This is a genomic window from Corynebacterium sp. HMSC064E10, assembly GCF_001812505.1.
Taxonomy (GTDB): Bacteria; Actinomycetota; Actinomycetes; order Mycobacteriales; family Mycobacteriaceae; genus Corynebacterium; species Corynebacterium amycolatum.
This window is the reverse complement of the sequence record NZ_KV809170.1, coordinates 47,259-68,581: the sequence shown is the minus strand read 5'-3', so window position 1 is coordinate 68,581 and position 21,323 is coordinate 47,259. Positions and strand designations below refer to the sequence as shown.

The 21,323-nt window shown below is 59.1% G+C and carries 16 protein-coding genes; 5 read left to right on the top strand and 11 right to left on the bottom strand.

Annotated elements, in window-relative coordinates; all coding sequences use genetic code 11:
- Positions 1-19: 19 nt before the first annotated feature.
- The 3 genes from HMPREF2860_RS00315 to HMPREF2860_RS00305 all read left to right on the top strand — a co-directional run bounded on the left by HMPREF2860_RS00315 (position 20) and on the right by HMPREF2860_RS00305 (position 3,426).
- The gene (locus tag HMPREF2860_RS00315; RefSeq protein WP_070628420.1) at positions 20-1,546 is read left to right on the top strand and encodes a peptide MFS transporter; all 1,527 of its coding nucleotides are present in this window, start codon (positions 20-22) and stop codon (positions 1,544-1,546) included.
- 231 nt (positions 1,547-1,777) lie between these two features.
- On the top strand, positions 1,778-2,047 hold the full coding sequence (locus HMPREF2860_RS00310) for an ACT domain-containing protein (RefSeq protein ID WP_016421638.1): 270 nt from the start codon (positions 1,778-1,780) through the stop codon (positions 2,045-2,047).
- 14 nt (positions 2,048-2,061) lie between these two features.
- Positions 2,062-3,426 carry a PFL family protein gene (locus HMPREF2860_RS00305; RefSeq protein WP_038626938.1) on the top strand — a complete coding sequence of 455 codons (1,365 nt, stop codon included), beginning with the start codon at positions 2,062-2,064 and terminating at the stop codon, positions 3,424-3,426.
- An 18-nt stretch (positions 3,427-3,444) separates the two neighbouring features.
- Here the strand turns inward: HMPREF2860_RS00305 and HMPREF2860_RS00300 are convergent, their stop codons facing one another.
- The 11 genes from HMPREF2860_RS00300 to glf all read right to left on the bottom strand — a co-directional run bounded on the left by HMPREF2860_RS00300 (position 3,445) and on the right by glf (position 16,981).
- Complete coding sequence (locus tag HMPREF2860_RS00300) at positions 3,445-4,002, bottom strand: TM2 domain-containing protein (RefSeq protein WP_038626941.1); 558 nt, start codon at positions 4,000-4,002, stop codon at positions 3,445-3,447.
- A 219-nt stretch (positions 4,003-4,221) separates the two neighbouring features.
- The gene (locus HMPREF2860_RS00295; RefSeq protein WP_038626944.1) at positions 4,222-5,148 is read right to left on the bottom strand and encodes a cutinase family protein; all 927 of its coding nucleotides are present in this window, start codon (positions 5,146-5,148) and stop codon (positions 4,222-4,224) included.
- A 5-nt stretch (positions 5,149-5,153) separates the two neighbouring features.
- Positions 5,154-5,636 carry a DUF732 domain-containing protein gene (locus HMPREF2860_RS00290; protein ID WP_239122802.1) on the bottom strand — a complete coding sequence of 161 codons (483 nt, stop codon included), beginning with the start codon at positions 5,634-5,636 and terminating at the stop codon, positions 5,154-5,156.
- 43 nt (positions 5,637-5,679) lie between these two features.
- Complete coding sequence (locus HMPREF2860_RS00285) at positions 5,680-7,791, bottom strand: alpha/beta hydrolase-fold protein (RefSeq protein ID WP_070628419.1); 2,112 nt, start codon at positions 7,789-7,791, stop codon at positions 5,680-5,682.
- A gap of 451 nt (positions 7,792-8,242) precedes the next feature.
- Positions 8,243-9,286: an alpha/beta hydrolase gene (locus HMPREF2860_RS00280; RefSeq protein ID WP_070628418.1), complete on the bottom strand. Its 1,044-nt coding sequence runs from the start codon at positions 9,284-9,286 to the stop codon at positions 8,243-8,245.
- Between the two features lie 461 nt (positions 9,287-9,747).
- A complete protein-coding gene (locus tag HMPREF2860_RS00275; RefSeq protein ID WP_070628444.1) occupies positions 9,748-10,767 on the bottom strand; it encodes a decaprenyl-phosphate phosphoribosyltransferase in 1,020 nt (339 codons plus the stop codon).
- A 29-nt stretch (positions 10,768-10,796) separates the two neighbouring features.
- A complete protein-coding gene (locus HMPREF2860_RS00270) occupies positions 10,797-11,387 on the bottom strand; it encodes a phosphatase PAP2 family protein (RefSeq protein WP_038626952.1) in 591 nt (196 codons plus the stop codon).
- The gene (locus HMPREF2860_RS00265) at positions 11,371-13,431 is read right to left on the bottom strand and encodes a glycosyltransferase (protein WP_070628417.1); all 2,061 of its coding nucleotides are present in this window, start codon (positions 13,429-13,431) and stop codon (positions 11,371-11,373) included. Before HMPREF2860_RS00265 ends, HMPREF2860_RS00270 begins: the two co-directional genes overlap by 17 nt.
- A 199-nt stretch (positions 13,432-13,630) precedes the next feature.
- Positions 13,631-14,644: an alpha/beta hydrolase gene (locus HMPREF2860_RS00260; RefSeq protein ID WP_070432090.1), complete on the bottom strand. Its 1,014-nt coding sequence runs from the start codon at positions 14,642-14,644 to the stop codon at positions 13,631-13,633.
- 183 nt (positions 14,645-14,827) lie between these two features.
- Entirely contained in the window at positions 14,828-15,748 is a 921-nt protein-coding gene (locus tag HMPREF2860_RS00255; protein ID WP_224792262.1) for an EamA family transporter, read from the bottom strand.
- Between the two features lie 36 nt (positions 15,749-15,784).
- Positions 15,785-16,981, bottom strand: coding sequence for a UDP-galactopyranose mutase (gene glf / locus HMPREF2860_RS00250; protein ID WP_049193197.1), 1,197 nt, complete (start codon positions 16,979-16,981; stop codon positions 15,785-15,787).
- A 331-nt stretch (positions 16,982-17,312) separates the two neighbouring features.
- Between glf and HMPREF2860_RS00245 the strand changes: the two genes are divergently transcribed.
- Both HMPREF2860_RS00245 and HMPREF2860_RS00240 read left to right on the top strand, forming a co-directional pair.
- Complete coding sequence (locus tag HMPREF2860_RS00245; protein ID WP_070628416.1) at positions 17,313-18,818, top strand: N-acetylmuramoyl-L-alanine amidase; 1,506 nt, start codon at positions 17,313-17,315, stop codon at positions 18,816-18,818.
- Between the two features lie 85 nt (positions 18,819-18,903).
- Entirely contained in the window at positions 18,904-21,321 is a 2,418-nt protein-coding gene (locus tag HMPREF2860_RS00240; RefSeq protein ID WP_070628415.1) for an N-acetylmuramoyl-L-alanine amidase, read from the top strand.
- Positions 21,322-21,323 lie beyond the last annotated feature (2 nt).

The window sequence follows — 21,323 nt, the reverse complement described above, 5'->3', positions numbered from 1 at the left end:
GCGCCTCGATAATTGAAGAATGGACAAATCTTCTGACGAGGCTCTCGGCAATCAACCAACTGCTGAGACCCAACGAAATCATAAGCCCGCAGGGTCCAGCGAAGAACGCACGTTCATGGGCCAACCGTGGGGTCTCGCCAACCTCTTCGGCATCGAAATGTGGGAGCGCTTCAGCTTCTACGGCATGCAGGCCATCCTGGCTTTCTACATGTACTACGAGACCACTCAGGGCGGTCTCGGCCTGGACAAGGGTGCTGCTACCTCCATCGTCGGTGCTTACGGCGGTCTTGTCTACATGGCCGCACTCGTTGCCTCTCTGGTTGCCGACCGTATCCTTGGCTCGGAGCGGACACTGTTCTACTCCGCCATCCTGGTCATGATTGGCCACATCTCCTTGGCATTCATCCCCGGCGTGATTGGCCTGGCTATTGGCCTTGTCTCCATCGCAATAGGCTCCGGCGGCGTGAAGACCAACGCACAGGTCGTGCTGGGTCAGCTCTACGCCAAGGACGACCCGCGTCGTGATGCCGGCTTCTCCATCTTTTACATGGGCGTCAATATCGGCGCCCTGTTCGGCCCACTGCTCACCGGCTGGATTTGGGGCATGAAGGGCTTCCACTGGGGCTTCGGCCTTGCCGCTATCGGTATGGCTGCCGGCCTGGTTCAGTACATCCTGATGCGCAAGTCCACCATCGCCGAGGCTGGCCATGAGATTCCGAACCCGCTGCCGAAGAAGCAGTACCCGGTATGGATTGGCATTGCAGTGATTATCACTGTTGTCTCGGTTACGCTGGTTTCCACCGGAATTGTTCCGGTCACTACTCTTTCCACTGTGGTCACAGTGATTGCACTGATCGCCGCTGTGGTGCTGTGGTGGCAGATGTACTCCTCGCCACTTACGACGAAATCGGAGAAGACTCGTCTGGTCGGCTTCATCCCGATGTTCGTCTCAGGCGTGCTGTTCTTCGGTATCTTCCAGCAGCAGTTCACGGTGCTGGCCATCTACTCAGATATCCGCCTCGACCGCGAGATCTTCGGTTGGGAAATGTCTCCAGCCTGGATTAACTCGATCAACCCAATCTTCATCATCGCCTTCTCGATGGTCTTTGCAGCCGCCTGGTCCAAGCTTGGTGACCGTCAGTGGTCCACCCCAGTCAAGTTCGGCGTCGCCAACATCATCATCGGTATCTCGCTGTTCTTCTTCATTCCATTCTCCGGTGGCGGTGAGAACTCCACTCCGCTGTATGCGATTATCTGGATTCTCTTCCTGTTCACCATGGGTGAGCTCATGCTGAGCCCGGTCGGCAACGCCCTTGCTACCAAGGTCGCTCCGGCAGCATTCCCGTCGCGCATGATGGCCGTCTGGCTGATGGCAATCGCTATGGGTACTTCGCTGGCAGGCACCCTGGCCGGCTTCTACAACTACGAAGACGCCGCTGCTGAGAACACCTTCTTCATCACCCTGGGCATCGCCTCTGTTGTCCTGGGCCTGATTCTGCTCGCACTGCGCAAGTGGATTGTCAAGGAGTTCGTCGACGTCCGATAGGGCTGTAAGGCTGGCCCTCGCTCTGGCACAGCCCACGCCCACGCTCTCCCCTCCCCCCCCCACTTCACGACACCTATGTCACCTCATGCCACCTCCACAGCTGGCACAAGGTGCCACGGGTGTCGTGAAGTGTCTTCAGCGGTCCCCGAACATGCTTCGCCACAAACTTGCCACCAGCACGACCGCCATCCACAGATTTTCGCCACCTCCCCACCGGCTAAAATTGAGGCCATGTTTGCCATCATTACCGTCACCGGCGAGGATCACACCGGCATCATCGCCGCCGTCACCACTGCTCTGGCGGAGCAGGACGTCAACATCGTCGATGTTTCCCAGACCCTCATGGATAAATGGTTCACCATGATCCTGCGGGTGGAGTTCAACGAGAAGGCCACTCCCATCAGCACGCTGCAGGGTTACATGGATTCCGTCGGCAAGCGGGAGGGGCTTGTGATTCGAATCCAGTCTGAGGCGCTGTTCAACGCCGTCAACGAGATTTAAAGGGCGCGACCAGGATGGATTTCAACTTCGCGCAATCTAAGTTTCTCGACACCATTGACATGATCGAGAAGTACCGTCTGGATATCCGAACGGTCACCATGGGGATTTCCCTGCTCAAGTGCTCTCGCTCTGAAATGGAAGCCACCGCACAGGCGGTGTATGACCGCGTAACCAGGCAGGCCGCTCGCCTCGTGGAGGTCTGCGAGGGTATCGAGGCGGAGCTGGGCATTCCGATTGTCAATAAGCGCATCTCGGTCACACCAGTTTCCCTCATCACGGCCGGTTGCGAAGGCGACCCCACCGTGGTGGCCAAGGCGCTCGACCGCGCCGCCCGCGATTCGGGCGTGAACTTCCTCGGCGGCTACTCGGCGCTCGTCGAAAAGGGTGCGACGACCAGCGAGAAGCGGCTCATCGACTCCATTCCCCACGCTCTGAGCGAGACCGAATTGGTGTGCAGCTCGGTCAACGTAGCGTCGTCACGCGCGGGCATCAACATGGATGCAGTGCGTCGCATGGGCGAGGTGGTGAAGGAAGCCGCGGCGCAAACCGCTGACCGCAGCTCGATTGCCTGCGCCAAGCTGGTGGTTTTCGCCAATGCGGTGGGCGACAATCCGTTCATGGCCGGCGCGTTCCACGGCGTCGGGGAGCCCGATTGTGTCGTGTCCGTCGGCGTTTCGGGTCCGGGTGTGGTCGATCGCGCGCTCGGCGATCTGGAGGGCGCCAGCTTCAACGAAGTCGCCGAGGAGATCAAGAAGGCGGCGTTCAAGATTACCCGTACGGGTCAGCTGGTCGGCACGATGGCGTCGGAGCGGCTAGGCGTGCCTTTTGGCATCGTGGATCTCTCGCTCGCGCCGACCGCTGAGATGGGTGACTCCGTCGCTCACATCCTCGAGCACATGGGGTTGGAGCAGGTCGGCACGCACGGCACCACTGCCGCGCTGGCGCTGCTTAACGACGCCGTCAAGAAAGGCGGCCTGATGGCTTGTTCACGCGTCGGTGGACTGTCCGGGTCGTTCATCCCGGTCTCTGAGGACAAGGGCATGATTGATGCTGTTCGCGCGGGGTCGATCAGCATGGACAAGCTGGAGGCGATGACCTCTATTTGTTCGGTGGGCTTCGACATGATCGCGATTCCTGGTGACACGCCTGCGACCACGATTTCCGGCATGATTGCCGACGAGGCCGCCATCGGTGTGATGAACCACAAAACCACCGCCGCCCGCCTCATTCCGGTGCCGGGTACCAAGCCGGGCGATGAGGTGAACTTCGGTGGTCTGCTCGGATATGCGCCGGTCATTGATGTCAATGCCAAGGGCAATGCCGAGTTCATTGCCCGTGGCGGCTACATCCCCGCCCCGGTGCACGGGTTCAGGAACTAGCGGCTTCGGACGAGGCTCCTACGATTGCAGGCGGCGCCCATTAGCGTCATAGGCGTAGGAGCCACTACCGACGAGAATCAAAATGAACTCGATAAATGCCCAAATGCTGACGCCAATGATTAGGAAGAATCCGACCAGAAGGATAGCCGTAATCCAGCCGAATACCGTCAGTGCTAGTTGAATAGCGCCACGCGAGTTGTGCCCCAGGTAGAAGTTGTGAACACCGAGGGTACCCAGGAAGAAGGCAAGCAGAGCCGCTGCAATCTTGGACTTATCCGAGACAGGAGCACCTGCGCCCCCGTAGCCCTGGTGCGGGTTTGGGCCACCGAAGCCAGCGGAATACGCCGGCGCCTGCTGGTTTGGGTAACCACTCTGATACGGGTTCGAGTACCCGTTGTGGAAATTGTGCTGGCTCGGATCCTCATAGCCCTGCCCCATGTTCGGCTGCTGCTGTGGGTACGGATCCGAGTACGGCATACCGGAGCTGTAAGCACCCGAGCTGTCAGCGAACTTTCCCCGGGACCTCGGCATACCGTCTTCGTCGAAATCTCCATATGGGTTTGTCGGATTCGTCATTGCACCCTACCTTTTCGACTAGATTATCCGGTCATGAACAGCAGTTCCTTGGGCGATAATAACCGGTTCTGTCAGACTGCTTCCTGCAATTTTTGTCAATTTCTTTCGACACTTTAGCGAACCTGTTGTTTTGAAACGTTAAACACCAGTTCTTGAGCAAGATTCTAACAGCAAGTACCCGTCGAGGTCGGGCGCGTCTCGCACATTTTTGAGCTACCTCTACCGTCGCGCCAGCGATTGTTCAATCAGTTCGCGAGTCCAGCCCTCAGTCCAGGCCAGCGGAGTCGTCCCCGGAATTGCCACATCATTCGTGGCGTAGGTCGCATGCGCACCCGCACCGGCAATCATCTCCTGCGCTCGCGCAATCGCATCAGCCACTGCCGGAGGAACATCACAGAAGGAATCCGATGGCACGCAGACATTCTGGACCTTGTCATTAAGAGGCCCAAAGCCGTCTCGTGGACCGCGCATCGTTGCGCCCGGAACCACAGCCTGCACAATGCCGCCAAGCGGCTGCAATGACAGCTCGACACCCACACCAGCCAGCGGAACGCCTTGGTTCACGCCCTGATTGGGGTCACGCCGCGGGTCGCCCAACAGGGCCACGCCCGCGATGCGCTCGGCCGGAACGACACCGCGACCATTGCCGATGTCAGAGGCCAAATCACCTGCAATAGCCGCACCCTGGGAGAAGCCCATCAGGACGAAGTCTGTCAGCGGGCACTGCCCGTGTAAGTCAGCCATTTCCTTAGCGGTGACATCGCGCCCGACTGCCTGCGAATCATCGTAAGTGAGTTGGTCGGGCAGCTGATGCGTCTTAATCTGTGCCGGGTACGGCGTAGTCCAGACCTTGACATCACCCTCCGAGTAGGACTGCGAAATCGAGTTCGTCAGGCCAAGCAGCAGCGAATGTGGGTTCGCGGTCGGGGCCATTGGGTCATCGTCAGCACGCGATTCCGCAGTTCCGGGCACCGCAATAACTTCTACCGCCGGGCACCACTCGGGCTGTTCGGCCAGAATCCCACCATCGTCGCCGGGGGTCGGTGGGGTTTGACCGCCTTGGTCGTCGTTAAGCCATTGCACTACGCCGAAGCTAATAGCGGCCACCAGCACAATGACCGCCAGAATTGTCAGCACTTTACGCATGAGTGCTAGCAATACGCCTTTTTAGCGGAGCTTGCAATAGTCTTCGCCACTTCTTCAGCGCTTTCCTGCGAGCGCCCCTGTGCGACCAGCTGTCCGGCAATCGCCAGCGCGATGACCTGACGCTCCTCCTCCGGTGCGTCTGCGCATGCCGCGCGACCTGTGCCGATGAGCTGATCCTCCACCCCACCGACATCGATTCCCGCTTTTTCCAGCGCTTCGAGGTATGAATCGTCCGCCTCGCTGAGCTTCATCTGTCCATCGGGCGCTTCGTCCACGCGCTTAGCTTGGGGATCTGTGATCTCCGGCGCAGACTTTTCGCTCGACTTCGGCGCAGAAGTCTTCATGCTTGACGACGTCGTGGAGGTCTTCGTAGTCGTCGACGAGGTGACCTCCGAAGACTCCACTGTGGAACTGCCACAGGCGGCCACTCCGAAGGTCAGCAGCGCAACAGCTGTGGTTGTAGCCAGTGTCCGGAAGGACTTGTTCATGGACATTTGTCTATCCCTTATTCAGTGCCCTGCTTTGGTTAGCTTACTTGTCATCACCGTTGTCGGCGGCTGGGGCTGGCGCTTCTGGCTTATTGCGCTCTTCAACAATCTTGCCGTTGAGCTGGCGAATCCAGCCACCCTCGAACTGCTGTTCAAGACCGCCGGCCTTGACTGGCTGCAGTGGGCCGACCGGGTAACCGAACGGGCCATTTTCGTAGCCAGTGCTGCCCCAGTGGTCAGTGATGTCGTTGGAGCGCACCGGCTGCGCACCAGTTTCCGGAGTCCAGTAAATGGCACCGTGCTCAAAGCGCTGGAAAGCGCCGCGAGCGAGCTTGACCTCGTCGCCGTCGATAGGCAGACCCAAATCGGACTCGGCGCCACCGAGCTCCTTGTAGACACGGCCGATTTCACCACGCACGATGCGAGGTTCTTCGCCGCCGATCTTGACGATGGTGCCACCCTGGAAGTCCTGGGCGACACCGCCCGGAATATCGCGGTGGTTGGCGACTGGGTAGCCCAGCGGACCGGTCTCGAAGCCGGCCTTGCCCCAGGCGTTCATAATGTCGCCGGTGACTTCGTGGGCTCCGCCTTCCGGAGTCCAGTAAATCGAGCCCTTTTCGAAGTGGACGAACCGTCCCGAGCCATCCGGCGTAGCCAATTCGTTGGTCACTGGGTAGCCGAGCGGCGAGGAGGGACCGCCGAGCTCGTTGTAACGCGAACCGATGCGCCCCCAGACCACATGTGCCCCGGAATCCGGGTGCCAGTAGGCAGTACCGCCGGTGAAGTCCTGAGCCACGCCATTCTTGGCGACACCATACTCATCCGACAGGCAGGTGCCGATTCCCGGCAGCGATGCGACGGCCTTTTCAATCTCGCCGCCTACACGGCAGACCGCGCCACGATCGGACTCCGGCAACTGGAGTGCATCGGCCAGCGTTGGCCAGGCCTGACTGACCTCGAATTGCCAGTACGGCCAGGTGTGAGTACCCGAGCTCCGGAAGTTCACAACCGGCTCGACGCCCTTTTCACGAGCATTCCGGATGAAGGTCTCACTGGTCATGCGGGAAAGCACTTCCAATGCGTAACCGGTCGGATTGTCCGGCTTCGTCGGATCAATCTGCGACGGCACGTCCCACTCACCGGTGTTGCCGTTACCCGCCGAGATGTACAGCGACATGCCCTTGAGCTTGTCGATGTTCAGCTTCGGATCATTGTCCTTCCAACGCTGCGAACCGAGCGGGCCCCACATCTTCGTCGCGTCATAGCCACCGGTGTTCTTCATCGCCAGAGCGATTGCCTGCGGCATGCCCGGCGAAGTCATGTCTAGGTAACCTGAGAGGCTACCGGCAAACTTCCACAGCTCCGGCGAGTGTGCTGCGACGTTGTAAGCACCGGTAGCTCCCATGGAGATACCGATAATGCCGCGTTCATCGTTGCCGCGGAAGCCGTTGGTGATAACCGGCACGAGCTCCTTAGTAATGAAGCTCTCCCACTTGTAGTTCTGACCGTTATCCGGCTGATCCCAGTCAGAGTAGAAGGACGATGTACCGCCGGCGGGCATAACCACCAGGACATTCTTGTCCTCGTAGAAGCGCTCGATATTAGTAGCGCGGATCCAACCGGAGTAGTCATCAAACGATGCCATACCGTCAAGGTGGTAGACGCTCGGGAATGTGCGCTCCTTGTCGCGGTACCAATCGCGCGGCAGCAAAATCTCAACCTGAATTGGCTTCTCCGGCATGGCAGCCGAGCGAATGTGCGCAATGACGTGGTGATCTGTGTACCACTCGACTTTGTCTACGCTGACTCCGCTGGGCAGGTTCGCCACTGCGGGAGTATCGACTTTAAATGGCGTACGCTCCGGCCCTGGCATCGGCTTCGGCATACCCAGGCCAGGTAGCTGCGCACCAGCAGCTTGCGCTGCTTCAGCGGCCTTAGCAAGGTCTCCCAGGTCTCCAGATTGAGCCAACTGCCCCTGAACGGCCTGAAGTTCCTCGTAGCTAGGCAGACCTGGCTGAGCTGGCTGGGGGGCCGCCACTGCAGCAGGGGCACCGAGAGCGAGAGTCAACGGTAGTGCCAAAAGTGCGGTCAACGCCCGCGATGACTTCCGGCTGTTGCCGAGGCCACCACGGAGGAATCTAGCGGTTACGCGCATAAGAGGGCTTCCCTTTACAAAGTCGCTGGTTGAAATTATTTGAGACATTGAGTGTTGCACCGGCGCCGATTAGGCACCTGCAGATAGCATCACGCGGCGCTAGAGCTATGCGTTTACCGTTCGGCTTCGCAGAATTACGTGGTGACCAGCAACGTATCCGAAGGTTCCCCTCCTCCGGCGTTCCGCTGCAAGAAGAATCTCACACACGTTCTGCGAAACAAACGGTAAAGCTACCTGAATAGCTTCACCCTTTACTTTAAGGTTCGACTCTCATGTTTACCCTCTTACGGGTAAAAACCGTGGAGACACACGCAAAAGGAACTGAATTCACGTTATAGCAGCATGAAATTTCTGCCGTACAAAAAAAGACCAACCCCGAGTACGGGATTGGTCTTTTCTCATAACTGGCGCCTACCGAGGGGCTCACTGTGAGGAAATCTCACAAGACAGCTTAAACCCCAAGTGCTCCGAGAATATATGGGCGAGCCAGTGCCGCGTCACGCCCCCACAGCTCCCACGAGTGGATACCGTTCGGACTGTAGACAAACTGCGCATTGAGACCGGCAGCGCGAGCGTCCCGCTCGAATCGCTGCGTCGAAGCACGGGAGACGGACTCCATTACGGCACGCCAGACAGTGTCAGGAAGCTGCGGCACCGGACGGCTCAAAACCTCCGGGTCACTCCACAGGCTCTGAACACCCTGGGCGGAGGACACATACATCGGCAGCCCCTGGAGCTGATCGAGCAGCATCGAAGGGTCATGGGCCTGTCGTTCCGCCGACGCCGGAACCGGAAGACCCCACATACCAGTGGGATTCACAACACCAGTGCCGGCCACCATTGCAGTGGTACCCGTAGCAACTACCGGGTTGGACATCTGGTAGTAACCGGACAGCGAAGTGACCTGCTTGAACTGATCACGGTGACGGGCCGCCAGTGCCACTGCCGCGGCTGCACCCATGGACAAACCAGCAATCGCGTTGCGGTTTGGATTAACACCAAACTCACGCTGCAAATAAACCGGCAGTTCCTGAGTCAGGAAGGTTTCCCACTTCTGGATCTTGACCCCTTCAGCGGTCACTGCCGGAGCGTTCCAGTCAGTATAGAAGGAGCCATCGCCAGCAGCCGGCGCAACCAGAGTGATGTTGTCATTGGCAAAAGTCTGAGCAATATGGCCCGACCAAATCCAACCGGACGCACCCTTATTAAAGCCCCACAGACCGTCGAGCATGTACAGGGAGGCATCGCCGCCACCAGTAGCCGCCTTAATCTGAACCGGAATATTGCGGTTCATAGCCGGCGAGAAAACCTGGCAGTACTGAACCCACCAGTTGTATGGGTCCCAATTACAGCCTGGGCGCAGTCGATCACGGTTTGGATCAGCGCTCGCATCCTTCGCGGATACGAGCATGATGCCGCCAAAGACCATTGCAACCGCTACGAGGGCAGCTACGACCTTCACCGTGAAGTTACGACTCACTGCAGTAAAGCTCATCGTTCTCCTCTTTACTTTCGGACTTACCTCCGCGCCAGACTTCTCGGAGGCAGTCGCTTGCGCGAGCTTTCGCTTTTCTGCTTCCAGTTGTGACGCGACAACTGGAGACTCCACAAAAGAATCTCGAGTATGTAACGATACTCAATCGTTTCCCTACAACCAAGTTAAAATCGTAACCATTCCGTAATATTTCTCACATTTCCCGGCAAAACTATCTACCACAAGGAGAAACACTGTTTACCAGCGAGGAATTACAGAATTGTAATTCTGCCCCCGACCGCCCCGTAGGACTGACTGAGACATCTAAAACACGCCTACAAGAGCCCCAAACACATCCTAAGTACTAACGAGGTACAGAAAAGCCCATGCACCCCTCGATGCATGGGCTTTCAGCTACCAACCGAACCCGACGAGAAACCGACGAGAAACCGCAGTTCGCTTAATGGGAAAAGAACAAGGAACTACCCCAGAGCTGGAACAGCGTAGACAGCGATGGCAATGGACAGCAGCCACAGGACGGCCAGTGCCTGCAGCGGACGGTCCTTGAGCGCAATCTCATCCGGGCTTCCCGCATCACCACGGTCAACGTCGGCTGCGAAGCGCAGGATGGCCACAGTGAATGGAACCATCGAAATCTCGTACCAAATAGCCGAAGTGGACGAAGTGCCCGGTGCGCGGCCCATCTCGAAGCCCCACAGCGCGTAGCTCAGTACCACGGCGGTCGCAGCGAGGGTCCACACAAAGCGCAGGTAAGTCGCGGTGTAACCCTGCAACGACTTACGAATCTTCTTACCTGTACGCTCCGCCAACAGCAGCTCAGCGTAACGCTTACCGGCTGCCATGAACAGCGAACCAAAGGCGGCAACCAGCAAGAACCACTGGGACAGGTTGATGTTGGCAGCAACACCGCCGGCCATTGCACGCAGCATGAAACCCGAGGACACCAGCGCAATATCAATCACCGGCTGATGCTTCAGACCAAAGCAGTAACCGAGCTGCAGCGCAATGTATACAGCCACAACAATTGCTAGCCCCGGCCCCTCAGAGGCAAACCAGGACACCGCAATCGAACCAATAATCAGTGCGACCGCCATAATGTACGCCATGCTCACCGGCAGTACGCCAGCGGCAATTGGGCGGAAGCGCTTGGTTGGGTGCGCACGGTCAGCCTCGACATCGCGGGCATCATTAATCAGGTAAATCGACGATGCTGCCAAACAGAAGGCCACGAACGCCACCAGGATGTCGACGGACAGCGTGCCGATCGAACGTCCCGAGTCCATGATCTCGTTGCCGGCTGCCAGTGGAGCCGCAATGACCAGGACATTCTTCACCCACTGCTTCGGGCGAAGCGCCTTGATCATGCCGTCCAGCAGATTCTTCGGCGGATGCCCCTGCGGGTGCGCAGGCTCATCGATACCGGAAGTGTGCGGCTCGGACCCAATCCTTGATTGAGAAGCTTGCCGCTGGTTGGCCGACACATTGGCCAAGTTGTCGTTCTCCGCCTGTGTCACTGTGCATTCCTTTCCGCAATGGAGGGCTGTCCACCCTGGTTATGCTGCGCGTTTTTCGGCTCGATGACCTTATCACCTATCTTGTCCACCGCAAGAGCAGTGGCTGTACCCAGCGCCGCTCCGAGAGCAACATCCGTCGGGTAATGCACTCCCAACACCAGGCGAGAGAGCATAATCGCCGGCACCCCCACGGCCGGTGCTGCCGGGTAACCCAACTTGGCAATCCCCACCAGCGCCGCCGTCGTCGACGTCGCGTGCGAGGACGGGAAACTCAGCTTGCTCGGTGTACCAACGCCGATTGCTATACGACGGTCATGGGGACGCGGGCGACGGACAATGCGCTTAAGCACCACCGATGCCGCATGCGAGGTAAAGGCGGCCACACCGACCTTTGCCCAGCCAATGCGTCGCTCCTTATCCACCGCCGCCCCGAGAGCAGCGAGCCCCATCCATCCAAGGGCGTGCTCACCGAAATAGCTCATGGCACGTGCGGTGGGCAGCACCCCCGGGACGTCGTTAAGCGTGTGCTGAATATTAACGAGAACGTCGGACTCGCCGAACGGATCGCCTTTAATTTTCGAAGACATTCGCCCAGGCCTTCCTACTGGTCAGATGGTCATAGGCTGCGCGGTAGCGTGCCTTCATTTGCTCAAAACGCTCCTCAACCTGCTTTTGCAGCTCCCAGGATTCTTCCAGCAGAGCCTTGGCCTTGTCGCGGTCACGCTGGCGATACACCACGCCACGGCCGTCAGCGGTAGTAACGGTGGCACCGTCCAAGCGAGACAGGGAGAACCAACGAGCCTCCAGCGGCGCCAGGTTCGCCTGCGGCACATCGTGGTGCTCGGAGTTTTCCGGGCGCACGCTGTGCAGCAGCCCCTTGGCCAGCCAACCGACCTTCTTCAGCTTGCCCAGACGACCACCGACATCCTTTGTCGGAACCCCCGGAATACCGGAGGGCTTTGGCAGATCACCTGCACTCGGCAGCACAACCGCGTCGGGGAAGCTCTTGCGCAGGGCATTGATGCGCGGCAGCGAAGATTCGAGAATGTCGAACAGATGCTCCGGGCCTGCCAGGAAGTCCTTCATGGCTTCGTTTTGGATGGCAACAGTGGAGTACTCCAGGCACAGGAGGTGCTTGAACGTGGCCTTGCGCATGGAACGCACGATGCCGGCAGCATCGCCCTCGTGCTGAAGAGCCGCGACAATCAAGCGGTTGCGCAGGTGGAAGTACGCCTGCCAATCAATCGCATCGTCCTTGTCCGACCAGGCCATATGCCAAATTGCAACGCCCGGCCACGTGGCCGTCGGGAAGCCTGCCTTGCCTGCGCGCAAACCGTATTCGGCATCGTCCCACTTAATAAACAGCGGCAGCGGCTGACCGATCGTCTCAGCGGCGACGCGCGGAATCAGGCACATCCACCAGCCGTTGAACTCGACATCGATGCGACGGTGAAGGTCCTTCGAATCAACGACCTCACCGGTTGCGTTAGTGCCGTGCTCCCCGCGATCACGCAGTGGGTGAGCATAAAAGTCGTGGTCATAGTGGACGTGCGGAGCCGAGGTCCACATGAAGTCATGCCGACCGATGACTTCACCCATCGAGTGCAAGTGGCTGCGCTCCTGCAGATTCAGCATCTGACCACCAACGAGCATCGGGGATTTCGCGAACCGGCCGACAGCGACCGCGCGCAGAATGGAATCCGGTTCGATGGCGATGTCATCGTCCATGTAGAGAATGAACGGGCTGTCGGTCGCACGCTTCGGGTCCGAGTCAGGACCGCCCAGGGCCTCATACATAATGCGGGAGTACCCGCCAGAGCCACCGAGATTTCCCTGCGGGAAGATACGCAGGCGGTCACCGAAGTGCTCGGCTACAGTATCGAAGCCCGGCTCGTCCGCCGGGTGCTTAGTGCCCTGGTCAGGCATCAAAACAGCATCGATGATGGCATCGACTTCCGGATCCGAGGACAGCGCCTCGAGAGCAGCAACTGCATCGGTCGGACGATTGAACGTCGGGATACCGATAGTGACGCGTCCCTCCGGCGCCGGGTGCTCCGTGCCGTCCGGGTACGTCTGGCTCGGCGCCTCGATATCGGAGTACCAACCTGCGGAGTGGATTACCACGTCCGTCTCACAGGTGAGGTCGAACCAAATCCAGCCGCCGTCTTCAAATTGCGTCAGCGGTACTGGGATTTCGCAAACATGCACATCCTTGCCGTCCACCTTGGCTTCTGCGCCTTCAGCAGCAGCGCCCAGGTCACCGACAACCTCGCCGGTCACGGCGATACGAGCACCGTCAATCTTCGAACGGTAGATGTCCACGCGCGCGGTACCGGACAGCTCCAGGCGCAGGACAACATTGTCCAGATTCGTCCACCGGCGCCAGTAGCTGGCCGGAAATGCATTGAAATAGGTTTCAAAACTAACTTCATCACCCGCCGGAATGGTGGCTGACGTGCGCGAATGCGCTTGCACACGACCGGCATTAGTCTCCGGCTCAACCAAGTAGAGCGAGCGGACATCACGTGGCTCACCCAACTTTGGCAGCAGAATCCGCTGCAGGCGTTCAACGGCAAGGCTTGACGACGTTGTCGGGGTATGTGTCCGCTTTTGTTCAGGCTGTGATGCCATGAGACGTATCAACCACTTTCCGAAAGGTCTACCGGGGGTGTAGCCGCCGATAAGTTACCGACGTTTCTATCTCATAGCATCCTAGTGCCCGTGGCGGATTGCCTCTTGTTGCCACGCTAGCGACAGGCCAGAATGTGAAAGCCCCTACGCGCTGCGGACTATCTGCTGCGCATAGGGACTTTTCGTTCAGGTTCTAGTTTTAAGCTCCGAGGAAACCTTCGATGCGGGCCTTGGAGTTCTGGAGGTTGCGATCCCAGGTCGGCCAATCGTGGATACCGGTCGGCTCGTATTCAAAGGTGGCATCCAAACCGGAGGTACGAGCACGCAACTCAAACTCGCGGGTTGACAAGCGGGACAGCGACTCCAGCGCAACGCCACCGGCCTTCGGAACAACACGGTAGAGGTTCTTCGGGTCACGAACCTCATCCGGAACACCATTTGCCGAGGTAATAACCAGATCCAGCCCCTTCATCTTCTCGACGTTCAGGTACGGATCGTTGCGGACACGCTCCGCTGACATAGGCGCACCCCACATGTCGAAGGAGCTGTAGCCAGCCGACAACTGAGCAGCCTCAATTGCAGTGGTCATACCCGGCGCAGTGGTGTGCAGGTAACCGGAGAAGGCAAGAGCCTGACCGAACTGGTCTCGGTGGTTGTATGCCAGCGACAGCGCCGCAGATGCGCCCATGGAGAGACCTGCAATGGAGTTGTCAGTACGGGAAATGCCGAACTCGCGCTCAAGGTATACAGGCAATTCCTGGGTTAGGAAGGTCTCCCACATGTTTACGAACGGACCGTGCAGGCTAACTGACGGACGCTTCCAGTCAGTGTAGAAGCTACCGCCACCGCCACCGGGGATAACAAGGTTGACGTTGGATCCCTCAAAAGTACGTGGAGCGTTACCGTGCTCCACCCAGTCTGAGGCATCAGCCGGGCTACGCAGGCCATCTAGCAGGTAGAGAGCCTTGTTACCGCCATTGGCAGAGGCCACAATCTGGACCGGAATATCACGATCCATGGCCGGCGAATAAACCTGGCACTTCTGGGTGAAGTACTGGTACGAATCCCATTCACAACCCGGGCGCAGCGAACCTCGGTCGCCCGCCGCGCTCGCGGCCGGCGCCATGGTCAATGCAGACGCAGCCACAGCTACTGCGGACGCAACTGCTGCAACCTTTCGGCGCCAACCACGGAAAGTAGAGGTGATTTTCACGTGTGCATTCTCCTCACAATGTGCGACTCCCCACGACCAGTGGGAGCTATCAGGCGTGTTTCCTCTTCAGGGAATTACCTTAAAAAACAATAAATCTTCGACAAACCTACCCGCATTCACTGTTGTTTTCCAGCAGAACACGTCGAAACTACTCCTTTTGGGCGGGTTCCGGTACTCGCGTTTCTACTGCGCAAGCTCACGCGACTCCCGCGCCCCGCGCCAGGTAATAATCGCGCCAGCCGCCGCAATCAGCACGATGCCCAGCGCCATAGACCAGGTCACTCGGTCACCGGAAAACGCCCAACCCAGGATTGCACCGATAACCGGATCCAGTGCAAAGAGCGTGCCGACGACCGCCGCTGAGACAATCCCCGCAGCGATGGTGTCCATCACGTAGGGAATAACAGCGCCAATGAACCCAGAAATAACGATGGTGGCCCACATCGAACCGTCGACAAGCGGTGCGGCGGATACGGAAAACGGCGCGAGCACGATTGCTGCGACGACCACTGACAGCGCCAGGTCAGGCATGCCGCCGCCCTCGGCGCTGCCCATTCGGGCGGAGAAGAGCGTGTATGCGCCGAAGAAGATCGCGCCGATTGCGGCGTAACCAATGCCGATAAGGTCCAGGTCATTGGAGGGCTGGGCGATTAGGGCGACGCCGATGAAAGCGACGATGGCCCACAGGCGGGATCGCCACATTTTCAGTCCCAGGAAAGACACGACGCAGGGACCGAGGAAGTCGATGGTGACGGCAACGCCCTGCGGGAGGCGGGCGATAGCGGCGTAAATCATCATGCTCATCATGCCCATAGCGATGCCGTAGACCACGATGTTGATGGCGCGAGCGCGGGTCATCCCGGATAACTTTGGCCGGAACAGAACCACCATGATGATGGCGGCGGCAGTCATGCGCAAGCCCGATATGCCCGGCGCGCCGACCGTGGAAAGCATACCAGTGACCAGCACGGCTGCGGCCTGGGTGCCAAGAGAGCCGATGAGAACCAGAATTACGGGAGCCACTGGCAGGGTGAGAAACTTGTTCACACGCTGCAGCAATGGCCCCTGCTGGGGAACTTCGGTTTGGCTTTTCTCACGCGACACTCGCGCAATACTAGCGCAGGAGCCGCAAGCGGCAAACTAGTGCCCGCGCTCCTGCTCGATTGCTTCGCCGTCGTTGAAGAACGGTGCAATCTTGTTGTCGAACATCGACAGTGCAGAGCCGATGGCCATGTGCATGTCCAGGTACTGGTAGGTGCCCAGGCGGCCGCCGAAGAGGACCTTGTTCTCCTGCGCTTCTGCTGCAGCGAGCTTGCGGTAGGCCTCGAGCATCTCGCGGTCTTCCGGAGTGTTGATTGGGTAGTACACCTCGTCGCCATCGTCGGCGAAGCGGGAGTATTCCTTAACAATTACCGTCTTGTCCTTGACGTAATCGCGCTCCGGGTGGAAGTGGCGGAACTCGTGGATACGGGTATACGGCACGTCCGCGTCGTTGTAGTTCATCACTGGGGTGCCCTGGAAGTCGCCGGTGTTGACAACCTCCATCTCGAAGTCCAGCGTGCGCCAACCCAGCTTGCCTTCTGCGTAATCGAAGTAGCGGTCCAGCGGGCCGGTGTAGACGACGGGAGCATCCGGGGAGACAGCGCGCAGCTCGTCGCGCGCCTCGAACCAGTCGGCGTCGACAACGACGTCAATCTTGTCGGAGGTCACCATGTTTTCCAGCCAGGCGGTGTAGCCGTCGACAGGCAGGCCTTCGTAGGTGTCGTTGAAGTAGCGGTTATTAAAGGTGTAGCGAACAGGCAGGCGGGTGATGTTTCCGGCCGGCAGGTTCTTCGGATCCGTCTGCCACTGCTTGGCGGTGTAGTGCTTGACAAAGGCTTCGTAGAGCGGGCGGCCGATGAGGGAGATGGCCTTTTCCTCAAGGTTCTTCGCGTCGCGCGGATCCAGGCCATCGGTCTGGTCCTTAATCAGCTGGCGAGCCTCGTCCGGGCTGTAGTACTTGCCGAAGAACTGGTTGATCAGCCCCAGCCCCATCGGGAACTGGTACGCGGTGCCCTTGTACATAGCGAACACGCGGTGCTGGTAGTCGGTGAAGTCAGTGAACTGGTTGACGTAGTCCCACACCCTCTTATTAGAGGTATGGAACAGGTGCGCACCGTACTTGTGCACCTCGATGCCAGTCTCCGGCTCTGCCTCCGAGTAGGCGTTGCCGCCGATGTGGTTGCGGCGTTCGACAACGAGCACGCGCTTACCCAGCTCATTGGCGGTCCGCTCAGCAACGGTCAAACCGAAGAAACCCGAGCCGACCACGATGAGGTCGTAGGTGTTGTCCTTGATGTCCTGTAGGGACTTCGGAGCAAATTCATTGGCGGTGGTGTTCTTTTCGCTACTCACGCCTTAAAACCTATTGCATTTCCGCCCGATTTGCGGGTGTACACGCGGGCTTTACGACGTCCACGTGAGCCCAACCCAACGTTCGTTTGGTCACATTATTTGATAATTTTCCCAAAATTAACGGGGAAACACAGATGCCTCACTAGATTTTTTTAGTCACACTGGTAACATCCTCCTCAGAATTTTCTGTTGCTTTGCAACTTTCCTTCCCTTCGACCCCGGGGTAGGCCTCGGGGTCGACAACCCTGTACCCCATTTTTTTGGAGCTTTTACCGTGCCAACTCGCCGTCGCATCAATGCCCCGTCGATGGGCCGCCGCACCTTCCTCTATGGACTGGCAGCTACTACTGCCGCAGCTCCACTAGCAACATGGGGTATTCGCCAGGCCCCTACCCTGGTTGAAAGCCCAGGCGTAAGCCCCATCGCGGCCAAGATCTCGACATCGCCGCTGGTTGACGCTGTCACGATGATGATTGACGACGCAGCCGTCGGCACGCATGCCATTACCGATGCCCTGCACCCGCTTCGCGGATTCGTGAAGGACATCACCCGCGACGAACCGTTCTCCCAGTTCGCCCTGACCTGGCCGGGCGATGACAACCTGCAGCTCTACGTTCGCGCCGAACGCGAAGATGGCAGCTTTGGCCCGTGGTTCCACGCTGATTCTCACGGCCCGATGAATAACTCCGGACAGTCCGGCACCGAGCTGCTGTTCGTTGAGCCCACCAGACGTGTGCAGGTGTCGACCGTCGGACTGAACCTCCTCGAGGGCCTAGATCCACGCAACATCATTGGTATCGACAACCTTGACCCCACAACCATCGGCGGTGCCCTGCAGGACATTGTCAGCGCTTCGGCAGCGTTGTCCCTCAATGCTGTCCAGGCAGTTTTCATCGACGGTGTGGAGCAGGTTGGCGAGGTTATTCAGCCGGTTGCGTACGAGTCGTCGATTGCCGGCGCACCGAAGGTGATCAGCCGTGCAGCGTGGGGCGCAGATGAGTCCATGCGCAGCGGCCCGAGCTCTTACAGCACCTTCAAGGGCACTTGCATCCACCACACCGCGGGCTCCAATAACTACTCGGAGTCGCAGGGCCCGGCCATTGTCCGCGGCATTTACGCCTACCACGCAAAGACGCTGGGCTGGGGCGATGTAGGCTACAACGCGCTGGTCGACAAATACGGCAACATCTACGAGGGTCGCTACGGTGGCCTGGACAAGAACATCGAGGGCGCGCACGCAGGCGGCTTCAACAACGGCACCTTCGGCATCTCGGTCATGGGCAACCACGACCAGCTGCAGATTCCGGATGCTGCCATCACCGCACTTGGCGAGATGGTCGGCTGGCGCATGAAGGTCGGTGGCGTCGATCCGATGTCCACCGCCGCGCTGACCAGCTCCGGTTACTCGAAGGCGCGCTACGGCTCCGGTCAGACCGTGAACCTCCCGGCCATCTTCGGTCACCGCGACACCGGCTACACCTCGTGCCCGGGCAACTTCGGCTACCAGCAGATGGACGACATCCGCGCAGCAGCAAAGGCCAAGTTTGATGGTGCCGGTGGAGCGGGTATCGCCGGCCGCTCGACGGGTCCGAACAACCAGGACGGAGAGGCCGCCAGCATTCCGCCGATTCCGGGCGCCGGCGAGTCGGGCGACAACGGCGGTTCCCTCGGAAACGTGGAAACGCCCACGCCAGGCGAGGTTGTTGGTGAGTTTCTAACTGAATCCTTGCCAACCAACCCTGCCGAAGCTACGCAGGCCTGGTTCGCACCTCAGAACTAAGTCCCCCGCTTATCCAATCCAGGAATAACCACATCACATTTGTGGTGTAGCACCAGATCTTCGTAATCACCCAGGAGTTATTACCGTGTTTAGTCGCCGCCGCATCAATCGCCGCGCAGGTGCCAAGCAATCCTTGGTACTCGCTGCCGTGGCGACCCTTGCCCTGACACCCGTTGCCGTTGTCGGCGCAGGTGCCGCTTATGACCTCATCGAGGAAAACGGTGCCAGCCCCATCGACCCGATTGTCCAGAGCAAGTCGCTTGCAGACAGCGTCTCCGTTCTCGTCGAAGACGCAGCAATCGCAACGCAGTCGCTTGCCGACGAGGCTCATCCCAACCGTGGTGTCGTCAAGGAAATTACCTCCGATACTGAGTTTTCCCAGTTTGCGCTGACGTGGGCCGGTGACCCTGATATCGCCAGCTTCGTCCGCGCCGAGCGCGCCGACGGCTCCTGGTCCGACTGGTACAGCGTTGACCCGGACTACCCCGCTGAAGGCAATGGCAACGGCCTGAACGGAACGGAGCTCATCTACATCGAGCCAACCAAGCGTGTTCAGGTTTCCACCCACGGACTTAACATCTTCGGTCCGGGGTCCGGCGTGGACCTGAAGGACATCAAGGGCGCTGAGAAGTTGGATTTGTCCAAGCTCAACCTCGACGAGATTAATGCTGAGGGCGCCAAGAAGACCGTGGAGGATGCAAAGGAATCCGCTACGGATGCAGCCAAGGATGTCGCCAAGGCCGTTGACGATGCCGCTTCCGACTACCAGCAGACTCCGGATGCAGCTCCTGGGGACGCACTCGATGACTCGGCTACCCAGAGCGCTAACGACGCTGCAAATCTGGACTCGCCGAATCTCCCAGTGAAGTGGACGGACATCGAGCCGGTCGCCGATGAACTGCCAATCGACCAGGTCGACGCAGTGCTTATCGACGGCCAGGCTGCTGCATCCGGTATCGACCCAATTGTGGATGCCAAGAATGTCACGGGCATGCCGAAGGTCATTACCCGTGCCGGCTGGGGCGCCAACGAAAATAACCGCTGTAAGGGCGCGGACTACGACAACAAGCTGGTCGGTGCCACCGTGCACCACACCGCTGGTTCAAACAACTACACCGAGAGCCAGTCCGCTGGTATCGTCCGCGGCATTTACCAGTACCACGCACAGACTCTGGGCTGGTGCGACATTGGATACAACGCCCTTGTCGACAAGTACGGCAACATCTTCGAGGGCCGCTACGGTGGCCTGGATAAGAATGTCCAGGGCGCTCACGCAGGTGGCTTCAACACCGGTACTTTCGGCATCTCCATGATGGGTAACTACACTTCGGTTGCTCCCAGTGAGGCTGCACTGAACTCGGTGGGCAACATGATTGGTTGGCGTCTGAAGGTCGCCGGCGTCAAGCCGACCGGCCAGATCCAGATGACTTCGGGTGGCACCAGCTACTCCAAGTATGGATACGGCAAGCAGGTCACTCTGCCGACCATCTTCGCGCACCGCGATGTTGGTAACACCACCTGCCCAGGTGATGCTGGCTACGCCCAGATGGATAAGATTCGCTCAATCGCCGAGAAAAAGTACAACACTCTCGCCAGCGGAAAGATTGATAATGAGGGTCCCAACGGTCTGATTGACCTCCTCGTTCCGCAGGATGAAAAGGGCGATAAGACCGACGAGGACGCAGATTCGCAGTCGACCGAGTCGACCGATTCTACTGATTCGACTTCGCCGACCACCTCCGCCACATCGGATGCGTCGAACACCACTTCTTCAACGGCATCGACCACCTCGACCACCTCGACCACCTCGACTACTTCGGAGCCAACCGACGCTACGAGCACCAGTAGCACCGCTACGGCTGAACCCTCCACGCCGTCGGCAAGCGAGCCGAGCGACTCCCCTTCCCTGACCACACCTGACTCCCCGTCCTCGCCGAGCGCACCGAACGAGCAGCAGAAGGCACAGGCTCTGGAGGCAGTCGCGGGTGCACGTTCGATGTTGGCCTCCGCGCTGGGCATGCTAGGTGCGCCTGGTCTGGGACAGACCGCCGATGCGATTCTGGGTGCGGTTGGACGCTCGATTGAAAACGGACCGTCGATTGCTGACCTGCCGGTTCTGATTGACCAGATCATCACTATCAATGAGCAGAACGACCTGGCTGCCGAATGGCGCCAAGTTTCCGAGGAAATGGGCTCGGTTCTCGGCTACGCGATGTCCGGTATCCAGAGCGGTTCTACCGTGGCGAACAATGCTGGCCAGGCCGATGCCCTGCGCTACGTGAAGTTTTCCAACGGCGTAATCACCGACTCCGACACCACCGGCGCTCACGCTATCTGGGGCAAGATTGCTGATGAGTGGGCCCGCCAGGGCTTCGAAGTCGGCAAGCTGGGTGCCCCGACGAAGACCCAGGTGGTCGATGGAAACACCGAGCGCGCTGAGTTCCAGAACGGTTCAATCACCTTCGACCGCGCCACCGGCGAAGTCAAGACCGAGCTGAAGTAAAC

What these genes read in the sequence shown, in the direction of transcription:
- HMPREF2860_RS00315 (WP_070628420.1), top strand. Translation starts at nt 20, where the DNA reads ATGGACAAATCTTCTGACGAGGCTCTCGGCAATCAACCAACTGCTGAG.
- HMPREF2860_RS00310 (WP_016421638.1), top strand. Translation starts at nt 1,778, where the DNA reads ATGTTTGCCATCATTACCGTCACCGGCGAGGATCACACCGGCATCATC.
- HMPREF2860_RS00305 (WP_038626938.1), top strand. Translation starts at nt 2,062, where the DNA reads ATGGATTTCAACTTCGCGCAATCTAAGTTTCTCGACACCATTGACATG.
- HMPREF2860_RS00300 (WP_038626941.1), bottom strand. Translation starts at nt 4,002, where the DNA reads ATGACGAATCCGACAAACCCATATGGAGATTTCGACGAAGACGGTATG.
- HMPREF2860_RS00295 (WP_038626944.1), bottom strand. Translation starts at nt 5,148, where the DNA reads ATGCGTAAAGTGCTGACAATTCTGGCGGTCATTGTGCTGGTGGCCGCT.
- HMPREF2860_RS00290 (WP_239122802.1), bottom strand. Translation starts at nt 5,636, where the DNA reads ATGAACAAGTCCTTCCGGACACTGGCTACAACCACAGCTGTTGCGCTG.
- HMPREF2860_RS00285 (WP_070628419.1), bottom strand. Translation starts at nt 7,791, where the DNA reads ATGCGCGTAACCGCTAGATTCCTCCGTGGTGGCCTCGGCAACAGCCGG.
- HMPREF2860_RS00280 (WP_070628418.1), bottom strand. Translation starts at nt 9,286, where the DNA reads ATGAGCTTTACTGCAGTGAGTCGTAACTTCACGGTGAAGGTCGTAGCT.
- HMPREF2860_RS00270 (WP_038626952.1), bottom strand. Translation starts at nt 11,387, where the DNA reads ATGTCTTCGAAAATTAAAGGCGATCCGTTCGGCGAGTCCGACGTTCTC.
- HMPREF2860_RS00265 (WP_070628417.1), bottom strand. Translation starts at nt 13,431, where the DNA reads ATGGCATCACAGCCTGAACAAAAGCGGACACATACCCCGACAACGTCG.